Raw genomic sequence first — 14,091 nt, forward strand, 5'->3', positions numbered from 1 at the left:
CACTGATGGCAGAAAAGACTTCACCCGGGCGCGCCCTTGGCGATCGCACGATCCCGGATCGTGCCGAAGTGGTCGTCGTGGGCGGCGGGATCGTTGGGTGCGCCGTTGCGTACCACTTGGTGCGTCGGGGCATCACCGACGTGCTGCTGCTGGAGCAGAACCAGCTCACGGCGGGCACCACATGGCACGCCGCCGGTCTCGCGGCGCAGCTCAAGGCGACGTACAGCCTCACCAAGCTCGCCACCTATTCGGTGCGCCTGTTCGAGGCACTGGAAGACGAGACGGGCCAGGCCACCGGTTTCCGTGCGCCGGGTTCGATCTCGGTGGCGTCTGACGCCGAGCGTTGGGAGGAGATCCTGCGGGGCGCGTCGATGGGGGCCACTGTCGGCGTCGAATCTCGCCAGATCGACATGGACGAGCTCACTGAGATGTGGCCGCTGATGCGCACAGACGACTTGGTAGGAGCGTTGTACCTGCCAGACGACGGCTTGGTCTCGCCGGTGGACGCCACGATGGCGCTCGCCAAGGGCGCACGTGCGCACGGCTGCCGGATCATCGAGGGAGTCGCGGTCACCGGGCTCGAGACCCGCAACGGTGCCATCTGCGGCGTCCGGACTGAGTTGACACCCGGCGCCGCGAGCGGCACCGGTGAAGCCGCTGGGGGCGACCACCTCATCGAAACCGAGACGGTGGTGCTGGCCACCGGCATGTGGACCCGCCACCTCGCCGCACAGATCGGCGTGAACGTCCCGTTGCAGGCGTGCGAGCACTTCTACGTGGTCACCGAGCCGCTCGAAGGCCTCGACACCTCCACGCCCATCGTGCGCGACCCCACGAACTACACGTACTTCAAGGAAGAGACCGGCAAGCTCATGGTCGGCTTCTTCGAGCCGGAAGCCAAGGTGTGGCGCCTCGACGGCATTCCCCGCGACTTCAAGTTCGGGACGCTGCCGGAAGACTGGGACCACGTCGGGCCGGTGTTCGAGCGCTCCTGCCATCGGGTGCCTGCGCTGGCCGACTGCGGCGTGCAGCTGTTTTTCAACGGCCCCGAATCGTTCACTCCCGACGGCACCTACTACCTCGGCGAAGCGCCCGAGATCGACGGCTGTTTCGTGGCGGCCGGCTTCAACTCCGTCGGCATCCAGTCCGCGGGGGGAGCCGGTTGGGTGCTGGCCGACTGGATCGCCGATCGGCACCCGCCGATGGACCTCTCAGCGGTCGACATCCGGCGTGCCATGCCATTCCAGGCCGACAACGGCTACCTGGCCGAGCGCATCAGCGAGAGTCTCGGGCTGCTGTATGCGATGCACTGGCCGTTCTTCCAGTACACGAGCGCTCGTGACCAGCGGCGCTCGGCGCTGCACGACGCGATGGATGCGGCCGGGGCGGTCTTCGGCGAGACGGCCGGCTGGGAGCGGGCCAACTGGTTCGCCGAGCCGGGCCAGGAGCGCGAGTACCGCTACAGCTACGGCAAGCAGAACTGGTTCAAGAACTCCGGGCGTGAGTGCGACGCCGTGCGCAACGGCGTTGCCGTGTTCGACCAGTCGTCATTCGCCAAGTTCACGGTGCGCGGCCCCGACGCGCTCGACGTGCTCGACACGTTGAGCGTGGCGTCGGTGGACGTGCCTGCGGGGCGCGCGGTGTACACGCAGTGGTGCAACGAGCGAGGCGGCATCGAGGCCGACCTGACGGTCACCCGGCTGGGCGACGATGAATTCTGGGTGGTCACCTCGGCTGCCTGCCAGACCCGCGATTGGGCGTGGCTGCGGCGCCACTGCCGAGATCGTGACGTGGACATCGCCGACGTCACCGATGAGTGGGCAGTGCTCGGGCTGATGGGGCCGCACTCTCGAGATCTGCTCAGCCGAGTCACCGACGCCGCGCTCGACAACGAGTCGTTCGGCTTCGGCGCTGCGCAGCACATCGAGGTGGCGGCCTCGGCTGGCCCGATTGCGGTGCTGGCCGTGCGCATGAGCTACGTGGGGGAACTCGGCTGGGAGCTGTATGTGCCCAACGCCGAGGCAGTCGCGGTCTACGAAGCACTGCGCGACGCCGCCGCAGCCGCGGACGGGCTGGAGCTGGCACACGCCGGCTACCACGCCATGAACACGCTGCGGCTGGAGTGCGGCTACCGCCACTGGGGGCACGACATCAGCGACGAGGACACGCCGCTGGAGGCCGGCCTCGGCTTCGCGATCGCGTGGGACAAGCAGCGGGACTTCATCGGCCGCGCCGCACTGGAGGCACAGCGCCACGAGCCCCGCACACACCGACTCATCCAGTTCCGGCTCGAAGATCCCGACGTGCTGGCCTACCACGACGAGCCGATCCGCCGCGACGGCGAGCTCGTCGGACGGGTCACCTCGGCGATGTGGAGCTACACCGAGGATCGCTGCCTGGCGATGGGCTACGTGACGCACCCGACCGCGGCCGACCCCGAGCCGCAGGCCGTCACCAAGGCCTGGCTCGACGCCGGCAGCTTCGACATCGAGATCGCCGGTCGGCGCATCGCCGCCACGCCCTCGATCCGCAGCTTCTACGACCCCACCAACCAGCGCGTCCGCCTGTAGCCGCACCGACTCGAACGCCAGTCTGCAGCAGATCGCAGACCGTGCAGATCAGCGATCTGCCACTCCGAAGGCGTCCGCGCTGTGGTCAGTGTCACGCGTCTGCTGTATCGTGTCGGCATATCCCCCAGTCGCTTCTGGTGGTTGGGCGAAGGCCCGCTTCGGCGGGCCTTCGAGCATTATGTGCCGCGATGCCAAGTGTGAGGCTTACGGATCAGTCCCCTTGAGTCGTGAAGCTCTGCTGGCCGTTGGGCCTGGGGGACCACAGCGCTGAGATGGGGGCGGCGACGATCCGGTCGTCGAGTTGGACGGTGTCGTGGCCGGTGTGCAGCACGAGGCCGGCGACGAAGGATTCGCCTATGGAGTCTCGGAGCCAAGCCAGATGACGGGTGTCGCTGCGCCGGACGCTGGCGGCTGCCTTGATCTCGATGCCGATCAGGCGTCCGCGGGGCAGTTCGGCGATCACGTCGACCTCTCGCCGGCCGTTCTGGTCTCGCAGGTGCGAGAGTCGGTAGCGCGTTGTGGCTGCGGGGGCCTCGGCGCGGAGCTGGGCCGCGACGAAGGTGTCGATCAGGGCGCCAAGCATCGCGCTGTCGCCCAGGATGTCCTCGTGGCTCAGTCCGAGGATTCCGGCCATCAGCCCTGAGTCGATGAGGTATCGCTTCGGTGTGCGGCTCATGCGCTTGAGCCGGTTCGTGGACCAGGCTTCGAGGTGATCGACCAGCACGAGATCGCTGAGGAGCTGTTCGTACGCCCGGGCCGTCCTGCGGTCGATGCCGGCGGCCTCATACAGGGTTTTGTCCTGCGGGGTTCCGGCCGAGTTGAGTGCCAGTGCCTCGAGGTACCTGCGCAGGCGAGATGCGTCGGGCATGCGGTCGTGAGAACGGGCGTCGCGTAGCGCTGCCTGATCGGCGTAGCTCGCGAGCCAGCGTTGCGCGCCTGCCTCGCCGAGTTCGAGCGCAGGTTCGGGAAAGCCGCCTCGCAGCGCCATGCCGAGGTAGTCGGAGAGGTCGGGCAGCGCTTCGTCGCCAGAGAGCACTTCGCCGGCGACGACACGGTCGATGAACGGCCGAAGCGGCCTGCCCCGTGTCTCGGCCACGGTCAGCGGGTACATGGGGAGCATCACGACACGGCCAGTCCCGGGCCACAGTCGCTCGTCAGTGTTGGAGCGTGCCGAACCGGTGATGAGGAATCGCCCGGGTCGACGTTCGGCGTCCACCGCTCGTTTCACCGCTCCCATCACCGGCGGGTATTCCTGCCATTCGTCGAGCAGCAGCGGTTCGGGCCGGTTGCGCAACGCGGCGTCCGGATCGGCGCGCAGGGCATCGGAGCCCTGTGCGGTGTCGAGCCTGAGCACGGCGGCGGCGTGCCGTGCGGCGGTCGTGGTCTTGCCGCAGGCGCGTGGCCCGACGAGCATGATCGCGGGGAACTCCGCGAGGTACGTTTCGAGCAGCCCGTCGACATGCCGGCGCAGGTAGGTGCCAGCCATGCCGGAATCCTACCTCAATATCGCGTTGTATGGCGTGCCAGCACGACATACAATGCCGGAATCACACAAACAGCAGCGCGCCGACTGCCGTTGCGCCACACCTGCGCCGCGACCGGCGAAGTCGGGTGAAGCTGAAATGTGAGTCTGCAATCTGCAACCTGAACTTTCGGATTGCATATCCATGAGCGTCAAGATGCGCGCAGTGGTGCGCGGAGTGGTGATAATTTGCGCGCACCACATCGGCATGCCACGGGGTCCGAACCGGGGGGTTCGGCTCACGTCTGGCCTGGACACATGGGGACCTGTGTATGTCTGAGCAGGCCCGGCATCACTGAGCATGCCTGAACAAGCGCAATGCGTCATCATCGGCGGTGGGGCCATGGGGGCCGGCCTGCTGTATGCCCTCGCGCACGAGGGTTGGACCGACACGATCCTGGTGGAGAAGGGCGAGCTCACCTCTGGGTCCACCTGGCATGCGGCCGGCCTGATCCCGAACTTCATCGGCGATCTCAACATGGCCAAGGTGCATCAGGAGGCGGTCGCGCTCTACCCGCGGTTGGAAGCCGAAACAGGACTGTCGGCGGGCTGGCACGGCTGCGGCGCAATCCGGCTGGCGCGCACGGCCGACGAGGCCGACTGGCACCACTACGTCCACGCCATGCTCACCCAGATCGGCGTGGAGTCGCACCTGATCGGGCCCGCTGAGATTGCTGAACGGCACCCGTTGCTGACCGATCTCGACGACGTACGGCTCGGCTTCTTCACACCGCATGACGGCTGGACCGATCCGTCGAGCTGCACGAACGCCATGGCCAAGGGTGCCCGCGATCTGGGCTGCCGGATCATGCGTCACACGCTCGTGACCGGCATGTCCCAGCGCCCCGACGGCAGCTGGGATGTCACGGTCGTGCGCGGCGGTGCCGATCCGGGCCGGCGCCGCAACGGTTCGAACGGCCACGACGAGCAGGACACCATCCACTGCGAGCATGTCGTGAATGCCGCCGGGCACTACGCACCCCAGCTCGGAGCCATGATCGGACTCGACGTGCCGATCGTGTCGGTCATCCACCAGTACTTGGTGACCGAGACCGTGCCCGAGGTCGAAGCCCTCGATTTTGAGCTGCCGGTAGTGCGCGATCCCCGTGCTTCCTGCTACTACCGCCAGGAGATCGACGGCCTGCTCATCGGGCCGTACGAGATGTCCGGATCCCGGTCCTACGGCATCGACGGCATCGACTGGGACCTGCACTTCCATCTGCCCGGCGAGAACCTCGATGTGCTCGAAGAATGCCTCGGCTTCGCCGAGCAGCGCATCGGCGTGCTGTCCGACGCGGGCATCAAGCAGGTCGTGTCGGGGCCGATCACCCATACCCCCGACTCGGGCTATCTGATGGGCCCCGCACCGGGGGTGCGCAATTACTGGCACTGCAACGGGGCGTCCATCGGCATCACCCAGGGCCCGGGCGCCGGGAAGTTCCTGGCGCAGTGGATGGTCCACGGTCAGACCGAGATCAACGTGCGCGCCATGGACCCGCGCCGCTTCGGCGACCACACCGGCCCCAAGTCGCAATTCGCTCTCGAGAAGGCGCTCGACGAGTACCACGAGATGTACCAAGTGCGGCTGCCGGGGGAGCAGCGAGCCGCCGGCAGGCCGGTCAAGACCACGCCGCTGTGGGGACGCTTCGACGCGCTGGGAGCGCAGTGGCAGGAGATTTACGGGTGGGAGCGCCCCCAGTACTTCTCGCCCGACGGCACGCCTGAGGCCCACTCGTTCCGCCGCTCCAACGCGCATGACGTTGTCGGCGCCGAAGTGCGCGGCGTTCGTGAGCGGGTCGGCGTGGCCGACCTGAGCGCGTTCGCCAAGTTCGAGGTGACCGGGCCTGACGCGGCGGCCCTGCTGGATCGGCTGTCGGCCAACCGCCTGCCCGGGCGCGACGGCGGAATTCGCCTGACCCACATGCTCACGGAGCTGGGCGGCATCGAGTGCGAGATGACCATTGCACGGCTGGCGCCGGACCGGTTCTGGCTGGCCTCCGCGATCATGGGCCAGAGCCACGACCTGGACTGGCTGCGCGATCACGTCGCGGCCGGCGAGCAGGTGAGCGTGCGCGACGCCACCGACAGCACTGCCATCTTGGGGGTGACCGGCCCGCGTGCTCGTGACGTGCTGTCGCCGGTGACCGACGCCGATTTGAGCAATGACGCATTCATCTGGCTGACAGCCCGAGAGGTCTTCGTGGCAGGCGTGCCCGTCATTGCGCTACGGGTGTCCTACGTCGGTGAACTGGGCTGGGAGCTGCACTGCCCGATGGACGATCTGGCCCGCGTGTATGACGCAGTCGCCGAAGCCGGCGAGCCCCACGGCCTGGTGCACTTCGGCAGCTACGCCATGAATGTCATGCGCATCGAGAAGGCCTACAAGGCATGGGGCAGCGAACTCACCACCGAGATCACGCCGGTCGAGGCCCGACTCGGGCGCTTCGTGGACTACAGCCGTCCCTTCCTCGGCCGTGACGCGGCACAGGCTCGCCGGGAATCTGAGCAGCAGGGCGAGCCGTTGTCGATGGTGCTCGTGTACTGCGAGGTGGACACCGAGATGGGTCCAATGGGCAACGACCTCCGCGGCAATGAGCCGGCGTTCGCGCCGGGCAGCGACGAGCCCATGGGCATCGGCACCAGCGGCGCCTGGGGCCACACCGTGGGCCGCAGCTTGGCCTTCGTGTACGTCGACCCCCGGTTCGAAGCCCCCGGCAGCACCTTCGAACTGGACCTGCTCGGCGAGCGGCGCACAGCGACTGTGCTGGCCGAAGCGGCCTACGACCCGCAGAACCGGGGATTGCGGTCATGAGCGAGACCGACACGAGCGAGGCACCTCGGCGACGCCGCGGCGGCGGCCGGGCTGGCCGCATCGCCGTCCGCGAAGCTGCGCCCGAGCGCGATCGCCGACCTGTTCGCCCCGGCCTGCCAGCAGGGCGATTCAAACCTTTGACCGAGAGCGACATGCAGCAGGTGTATGACACCGCACTCGGGCTGCTCGAAGACGTCGGCATGGGCGAGCCGCTGGACGAGTTCATCGAGGCAGCGGTGCCGTTGGGTGCCTGGGTTGACGACACGGGCCGTCTGCACCTGCCCCGTGGCGTCGTGGAGCGAGCCATCGAGACGGCGGCCAAGGAATGGATCTGGCACGGCTTCGACGACGACCAGTCGGTGCACGTGGGCGGTGAGCACGTCTATTTCGGCACGTCCGGCGCTGCGGTGATGATGTACGACCACGAGACGGGCACGTTCCGCGATTCGCTCGCGCAGGACGTGTACGACTGCGGCCGCTTGGTCGACACGCTCGACAACCTGCACTTCTACGTGCGCACGGTGGTGGCACGCGACATGGTCGAGACCCGTGACCTCGACATGACCACGGCATACGCAGTGATGTGCAGCACCACCAAGCCGGGCGGATCGTCGTGGTTCGAGCCGGAGTGGGTGTACGAGTCGGTCGAGATGTTCGATCTCGTGCTGGGAGGCGAGGGCGAGTTCGCCAAGCGCCCGTTCATCGCCGCGAACAACACCTTCGTCGTACCACCGCTGCGCTTCGCTTACGACTCGGCGAGATGCCTCGTCGCACAGGTGCGCACGGGCATGCCCATCAACCTGCTGTCGGCCCTGCAGGCCGGCGCCACTGCGCCTGCGGCGCTCGCAGGCGCTCTCGCGCAGGCGGTGGCCGAGTGCCTCGGGGGGTTGACCTTCGTGAACCTGCTGTCGCCGGGCCATCCCTGCCTGCTGGGCTTGTGGCCGTTCGTGTCGGACCTGCGCACGGGCGCGATGAGTGGGGGATCGGGCGAGGAAGGAATCCTCAACGCTGCAGCGGCCGAAGTGGGCCACTGGCTCGGGCTGCCCACCGGTGTGGCCGCGGGCATGACCGACTCCAAGGTGAACGACGCCCAGGCCGGCTACGAGAAGGGCCTGAACGTGGGGCTGGCCGGCCATGCGGGAGCGAACATCGTCTATGAGTCGGCGGGGATGCTGGCGAGCCTGCTGGCGTGCTCGCACGAGGCGCTGGTGATCGACAACGACATGCTCGGCGCCATCAACCGCACCGTGCGCGGCATCGAGGTGAACGCCGACACGCTGTCGGCAGAGCTCATCGGCGAGGTCATTGCCGGGCCGGGCCACTTCCTCGGCTCGCCGCAGACGCTTGAGCTCATGGAAACCGAGTACCTCTACCCGCTGGTGTCCAACCGGGACACTCCCGAGGACTGGACCGAAGCGGGCAGCCGGCCTGCACACGATGTGGCCCACGACCATGTGGTGGCCACCTTGGAGAGCCACTGGCCCTCGCACATCAGCCCTGCCGTCGACGCTGCCATCCGGGACGCCTTCCCGATCGGCCTGCAGCCGCAAGGCCCTTCGACCACTGCCGTCGCCTCCTAAGAGGCTGAGCCGAATGGCGAAGCCGTTGCCCGAGCGGCCCGTGAGCGCGGCGACTAGGCCGCCGCGGGGATATTGAGCGTGGCCAAGAGCGCGCCGACTCGCTGGCCGATGTCGTCGCGTACCTCCCGCACCACCTCAATCGCTTGGCCGGCCGGGTCGGTGAGCTCCCAGTCCTCGTAACGCTTGCCGGGGAAGATCGGGCAGGCATCGCCGCATCCCATGGTGACGATCACGTCAGCAGCTCGGGCAATCTCATCGGTCCACGGCTTGGGGTACTCGCCGGTGATGTCGATACCGATCTCGCCCATGGCCTCGATGACGGCGGCGTTGGTCTCGAGCCCGGGATCCGAACCGCCGGAGAACACGTCGACGCGGCTGCCCGCAAGGTGCCGGAGCCAGCCGGCCGCCATCTGGGAGCGCCCCGCATTGTGCGTGCACAGGAACAGCACCGCAGGTACGTCGAGCGAGCCGACTTCGAGACGCTTGAGCGCTCGCAAGCGGTCGCGGGTGAAGCGTTCGATCAGCAGCGGTAGCCAGTCCAGCAGCCTCGCCCCGGCCTTCAGCTTCGTGCGCGAGTCGAGCATGTATCGCTCGATGGTCTCGGCATTGAAGACGCCATCGAACTCGTCGCGTAGTCGAGCCGAGCCCTGCTTGATCAGCAGCAGCTGCTCGGTGGTGAACTCCGGCAGGCCGATCTCGTGGTCGCTCGCCGTGAGGTTGCGCAGCGCAGCGCTGTCCGATGTCGAGTTCGTGGACATAGGTGCTCCTGGGTGTGCGGCCGCGCATCTGCCGCCGCGCGGCAACCGGCTCAGCGTCGTAGGTAAGCGGCGACCGGGAGAGGGATCAAGCGATGTCGCGGCATCGTTGGCCGATGTTTCCGCGATGTTTGCGTTAGGCATCGCTGCGCCTCCACGGTCCGCAATGCACCGGGCGAGGCGGCGTCGCCGATCGGCTCGGCCTCCTAGCGTGATCCTGTGGCGCGCTCGCTCGATCTCAACGTGGTGCTGACTGGCTTCATGGGGACGGGCAAGACCACCGTCGGTCGGTTGGTCGCACACGAGCTGGATTGGACGTTCATCGACACAGATGACGTGATCGTGGCCCGGCACGGACCGATCAACGCCATCTTCGCCGAGCAGGGCGAACGTGCTTTCCGAGCACTCGAGCGGGAGGTGGCTGCCGAAGCTGCCCGCAGTCGGCAGCACGTCATCGCCACTGGCGGTCGGATGCTTCTCGACTCGGCCAATGCCGACGCGCTGACCGCCACGGGTCGCGTCTTCTGTCTCGCCGCCAGTGTCGACGAGATCCTCCGCCGCCTGAGGGCCGATGTCGATGGCCCGGTGCGGCCATTGCTTGCGGGCGACGACCCGGCCGCCGCAGTTGCCCGGCTCCTCGACGAGCGGGCCGCGGGCTACGGGCAGTTCGAGCAGGTCCACACAGCGGGCCGCTCACCGCAGGACATAGCGGCAGACATCATCAAGCGCCTCGAAGCCTGACCCGCGATAGCACGCTTGACCGGCTGTCGAAAGCCGGCGGATCGTCAGGGGATGCTCAGTCGGAGGCGACGATGCCGCGCTCGGTCAAGTCGGCGATCTCGCTCTCGTCCAGGCCGAGCAGATCGCCCAGCAGGGCTGCTGTGTGCTCGCCGGCTCGTGGCGCGGGGCCGCGCACGCCCACGTCGGGCGAGTTGTGCATGCGGAACGGGGCGGCGATCGTCTCGAAGTCGCCGGCCTCTGGGTGGTGAATGGTCTCGAAGGCGCCGGTTGCGCGCACCTGCGGATCCTGCGCTGCTTGCGCCGTGTCGTTGATCGGCGCCCAGATGCAGCGGTGCTCGTCCAGCCGGGGCATCCAGTAGTCGGATGGCTGTGACTTGAGCGTGTCGTCGATGTCGGCCAGCAGTGCGCGCATCGCCCGGAATCGCTGCCGGCCGGTCTGGTAGTCGGGATTGGACAGCAGGTCCTCGCGCTCGATGGCTTTGCAGAAGCGTTCCCATGCGTCGCCGGTGTCGGGCATCGTGAAGTGCAGCCAGCGCCCGTCCGCGCACTCGAAGGCTTCGAGCATGGGCGACAGGCCGCTGTCACGAGGACGTTCGGTGTTCGGTCGACCGTCCACCAGCGAGGTGGACATGTCGATGGCGATGGTCCAGGTCGCAGTGCGCAGCAGCGACGATTCCACCACCTGGCCCTCGCCGGTGACATCCCGCGCCCGCAGCCCGGCCATGATCGCGCCGAAGAACGCCAGGCTCGTGGTGTGGTCTCCTTGGCCTGGCCGGGCGTGTGGCGGGGCGCCGCCGGGAGGCGTCGAGGCGCCGTACAAGCCCGACCGTGAGAAGAAGGCCGTCACGTCGTAGCCCGGCCGGTCGATCTCGTCTCCCACTTCGCCGTAGCCCGACAGCACGCCGATCACCAGGTCAGGCTTCAGCGCCAGCAGGTCGCCGGTGCTCAGGCCGAAGCGGTCGCGGCGCTCGGGCAGCAGGTTCATGACCACGACATCGGAGGCCGCGACCAGGCGTCGCGCAATCGCTGAGCCGTCGGGATCCTCGAGGTTGAGCTGGATCGACTGCTTGCCCCGGTTGATGAATTGGAACGCCACGTCGGGGTTGTGAGCGCCCTCAGGCACCTTGGCCTGCTTCATCAGCCCGCGAATCGGGTCGCCGCCGATGGCTTCTACCTTGATCACCTCCGCCCCCAGGTCGGCCATGATCGCCACGGCGGACGGCGCCGCAGCGAAATTGGCGAACTCGACGACGCGGATCCCATCAAGCGGTGATGTCATGTCGATGTCTCCCAGATATCGGTGACGGTGAATTCTGTCGCGGGCTTGGCGGGGAGACCGCCGAGCGCCCGGCACGCAATGGTCGGCACGGTGCGCCCGGCCTCCACCGACACTTTCCATGCCCGCTCGGCCTCCGCCGCAACTACCTCGACGTCCCAGCCACTTCCCGCAGATCGGAAGCGGACCTCGCGAGCCATGTGCTCGAGCGGCCAGCCGACCTCTGCGAACACCGCACGCTCGGCGACCTGCGCGGGCCCGGTCGGCGCGCCCCACCATCCCCTGCAGCGTGGCGCCATGGCGGATGCGTCGGCGGTCTGGTCCAAGATCGTCGCGATCTCGCCGGCTTCGATGCTGGCCCACATGCGGCCGTCGGGCAGCGTCATCGCCGTGGGGGCGAATCGGTGGCCTCCGGTGTGGCTGACGCGGTGCACGGCGACCCGTCCGCCCGCGGTGGGCGCACCGGCGTACGGCTCGTTGACGTCGGCATCCCGGTAGGCGCGCAATACCGCTTCGAAGTCGGCCGCGAGACGTGTGCCCTCGCTGCCGCAGCACACGTCATGGCTGCCTTGGGTGCAGATCAGCACCGCCCGTTCGTTCTCGGCGTAGCCGACCGAAGCGAACGCTGCCCCGTTCGGTACCGGGTCTGCGGGCGATTGATCCCCGAGGTGGGCGAACAGCTGGCGGAGTCCGTCGCGGCCGTCGGCGTCGAAGTAGGCCGATTGCGTGCCCGCACCGGCGCGCCAGTGCAGCGCTACGGGAACCCTGTCGTGCGGACTGCGCTCGTGGGGCGGCACCACCGCGAGCACCCGGGTCAGGCCTGCGTGCAGGTCCATCATGGGCGTGAAGCCCTCGAGCAAGCCGCTCGCGAACACCGGCTTCGGCCACGGCAGCGGCGTTTCCACCAGTGCCACGGCATCAGCGGAGATTGCGGTGCCGCCGGGATCGGTGCCGATGGCGGCCGCGTGCATCGAGCAGCGCGGCGCATCATCGGCGGCAGGCAGCAGAGCCAGCACTTCGGCCTCGAGCGGTGGCAGGTTTGGCAGGGTCGGCTGCGCCAGTCGGGACCCTGTTCCCTCCGGTGCCGCTGCCATCGGGCCAGCATAGGAAGCCGTTCTGGCCGGGGCCCGATGAACCCGGCGCCGAGCGGTCGCATCCCGAATCGTTGAGAGAGGTTCACCATGGCGCTGCTCAAGCGTTGTTCGGGCTCGCGGTAGGTTCGGGTACGTGCCGTGGTGGCTGTGGTTGTTGATCAGCATCGGGGTCTTTCTTGCACTCGTGTTCATTCACGACAGCATCCAGAAACGGCACTCGATCCTGCGCACGTACCCGGTCATCGGTCATCTCCGTTTCCTGCTGGAGAAGATCGGCCCCGAGCTGCGGCAGTACATCGTGGCTCACAACGAGGAGGAGCGGCCGTTCAACCGGGACGAGCGACGCTGGGTGTACTCGACCGCCAAAGAGCAGAACACGTACTTCGGCTTCGGCACCGATGACGAGATCGACAAGCCGGGTCACATCACGTTCCGTCACAGTCCTTTCCCGCTGGGCCGCACCGTGCCGGTTGATGCCCCGCTGCCGTGCGGCAAGGTCATGGGCGCATGGAGCAACCGGGCCAACGCATTCCGACCCGCTTCGATCGTGAACGTCTCGGCGATGAGCTTCGGATCGTTGTCGGGCACGGCGATCGAAGCGCTCAACCGCGGGGCGAAGATGGCCGGCTGCATGCACAACACGGGCGAGGGCGGCATCTCGAAGTACCACCGCAGCGGCGGCGACCTGGTCTTCCAGATGGGAACCGGCTACTTCGGGTGCAGGAACCTCGATGGCACTTTCTCGATGGACCGCTTGCTGGAGACGATCGACAGCGCGCCGGTTCGCTCCATCGAAGTGAAGCTATCCCAGGGAGCCAAGCCCGGTGTCGGGGGATTGCTGCCTGCGGCAAAGGTGAGCCCCGAGATCGCAGAGGCGCGCGGCGTCCCGGTCGGCAAGGACGTGGTGAGCCCCAGCCGCCATTCCGCATTCGGCAGCGTCGCCGAGCTGGTGGACTTCGTAGAGGAAGTGGCCGCTGCGACTGGTCTGCCGGTGGGCATCAAGTCAGCGGTAGGCCAAGAGGCGTTCTGGACCGAGTTGGCCCAGCACATGGCCGAGACTCGCAGGGGACCGGATTTCGTGACGGTGGACGGTGCCGAGGGCGGTACCGGTGCTGGGCCGCTGGTGTTCACCGATCACGTGGCACTGCCGTTCTGGCGGGCGTTCGGAGTCGTGCACCGCGCCTTCGGCGAGGCTGGCCTGACCGACGAGATCGTGATGATCGGCTCGGCCAAGCTCGGCTTTCCGGCCCCGTCAGCGCTGGCGTTCAACATCGGCGTGGACATGATCGGCGTGGCCCGTGAGCCGATGATGGCCATTGGCTGCATCCAAGCGCAGCGCTGCCACACCGACCATTGCCCCACCGGCGTGGCAACGCAGAATAAGTGGCTCTCCCGCGGCCTCGACCCGACGCTGAAGAGCGTGCGGCTCGCGAACTATGTCGTGGGCCTGCGCAAGGAACTGTTCCGACTGGCCGATGCATGCGGAGTGCCCCACCCGGGACTCATCGGAGGCGACAACGTCAACGTGGTGAGCCCCTTCGGCGACCTCATCCCGGCGCATCATGCATTCGGCGTGACCCCGGAGCGCACGCACAGCCCAGCCCGCATCGCCGGCCTGCTGGAGGCCGTGAACGCACGGGCGGCCAAGGACGCACAAACCGACGCCGAAGCGCTGGCAAACTCTCTCGCATCGGAATCGTCAGCAGGCGCTGCCTAGCCGCAGCCAGCCCCGCCATTCGCG

At 67.8% G+C, this 14,091-nt stretch carries 9 protein-coding genes; 5 read left to right on the forward strand and 4 right to left on the reverse strand.

Translation table 11 applies throughout. The features are described 5' to 3' along the window. Positions 1 to 5: 5 nt before the first annotated feature. Positions 6 to 2,570, forward strand: a complete 2,565-nt coding sequence (locus ACOGI8_RS03085; protein WP_419855428.1) for a GcvT family protein — start codon at positions 6 to 8, stop codon at positions 2,568 to 2,570. A 211-nt stretch (positions 2,571 to 2,781) separates the two neighbouring features. On the opposite strand, the gene ACOGI8_RS03090 is transcribed toward ACOGI8_RS03085, so the two are convergent. After that, a complete protein-coding gene (locus tag ACOGI8_RS03090) occupies positions 2,782 to 4,056 on the reverse strand; it encodes an ATP-binding protein (protein ID WP_419855429.1) in 1,275 nt (424 codons plus the stop codon). Positions 4,057 to 4,393: 337 nt separating this feature from the next. Between ACOGI8_RS03090 and ACOGI8_RS03095 the strand changes: the two genes are divergently transcribed. Further along, positions 4,394 to 6,904, forward strand: a complete 2,511-nt coding sequence (locus tag ACOGI8_RS03095; RefSeq protein ID WP_419855430.1) for a GcvT family protein — start codon at positions 4,394 to 4,396, stop codon at positions 6,902 to 6,904. Continuing rightward, positions 6,901 to 8,484, forward strand: a complete 1,584-nt coding sequence (locus ACOGI8_RS03100) for a trimethylamine methyltransferase family protein (protein WP_419855431.1) — start codon at positions 6,901 to 6,903, stop codon at positions 8,482 to 8,484. Before ACOGI8_RS03095 ends, ACOGI8_RS03100 begins: the two co-directional genes overlap by 4 nt. A 53-nt stretch (positions 8,485 to 8,537) precedes the next feature. Here the strand turns inward: ACOGI8_RS03100 and ACOGI8_RS03105 are convergent, their stop codons facing one another. Further along, a complete protein-coding gene (locus tag ACOGI8_RS03105) occupies positions 8,538 to 9,242 on the reverse strand; it encodes an arsenate reductase ArsC (protein WP_419855432.1) in 705 nt (234 codons plus the stop codon). Between the two features lie 216 nt (positions 9,243 to 9,458). On the opposite strand from ACOGI8_RS03105, the gene ACOGI8_RS03110 reads away from it, so the two are divergent. Next, positions 9,459 to 9,980: a shikimate kinase gene (locus ACOGI8_RS03110; protein WP_419855433.1), complete on the forward strand. Its 522-nt coding sequence runs from the start codon at positions 9,459 to 9,461 to the stop codon at positions 9,978 to 9,980. A 55-nt stretch (positions 9,981 to 10,035) separates the two neighbouring features. On the opposite strand, the gene ACOGI8_RS03115 is transcribed toward ACOGI8_RS03110, so the two are convergent. Next, the gene (locus ACOGI8_RS03115; RefSeq protein WP_419855434.1) at positions 10,036 to 11,259 is read right to left on the reverse strand and encodes a CaiB/BaiF CoA transferase family protein; all 1,224 of its coding nucleotides are present in this window, start codon (positions 11,257 to 11,259) and stop codon (positions 10,036 to 10,038) included. Next, positions 11,256 to 12,350, reverse strand: coding sequence for a sucrase ferredoxin (locus tag ACOGI8_RS03120; protein ID WP_419855435.1), 1,095 nt, complete (start codon positions 12,348 to 12,350; stop codon positions 11,256 to 11,258). The genes ACOGI8_RS03115 and ACOGI8_RS03120 overlap by 4 nt, the downstream gene beginning before the upstream one ends. A 133-nt stretch (positions 12,351 to 12,483) precedes the next feature. Between ACOGI8_RS03120 and ACOGI8_RS03125 the strand changes: the two genes are divergently transcribed. Beyond that, positions 12,484 to 14,067, forward strand: a complete 1,584-nt coding sequence (locus ACOGI8_RS03125; RefSeq protein WP_419855436.1) for an FMN-binding glutamate synthase family protein — start codon at positions 12,484 to 12,486, stop codon at positions 14,065 to 14,067. Positions 14,068 to 14,091: the final 24 nt, after the last annotated feature.

The organism is Candidatus Poriferisodalis sp. (assembly GCF_965204195.1).
Classification (GTDB): Bacteria; Actinomycetota; Acidimicrobiia; order Acidimicrobiales; family Poriferisodalaceae; genus Poriferisodalis.

Excerpts from the sequence above, each read along its gene's own strand:
- ACOGI8_RS03085 (WP_419855428.1), top strand. The coding sequence starts at position 6 with ATGGCAGAAAAGACTTCACCCGGGCGCGCCCTTGGCGATCGCACGATC.
- ACOGI8_RS03090 (WP_419855429.1), bottom strand. The coding sequence starts at position 4,056 with ATGGCTGGCACCTACCTGCGCCGGCATGTCGACGGGCTGCTCGAAACG.
- ACOGI8_RS03095 (WP_419855430.1), top strand. The coding sequence starts at position 4,394 with ATGCCTGAACAAGCGCAATGCGTCATCATCGGCGGTGGGGCCATGGGG.
- ACOGI8_RS03100 (WP_419855431.1), top strand. The coding sequence starts at position 6,901 with ATGAGCGAGACCGACACGAGCGAGGCACCTCGGCGACGCCGCGGCGGC.
- ACOGI8_RS03105 (WP_419855432.1), bottom strand. The coding sequence starts at position 9,242 with ATGTCCACGAACTCGACATCGGACAGCGCTGCGCTGCGCAACCTCACG.
- ACOGI8_RS03115 (WP_419855434.1), bottom strand. The coding sequence starts at position 11,259 with ATGACATCACCGCTTGATGGGATCCGCGTCGTCGAGTTCGCCAATTTC.
- ACOGI8_RS03120 (WP_419855435.1), bottom strand. The coding sequence starts at position 12,350 with ATGGCAGCGGCACCGGAGGGAACAGGGTCCCGACTGGCGCAGCCGACC.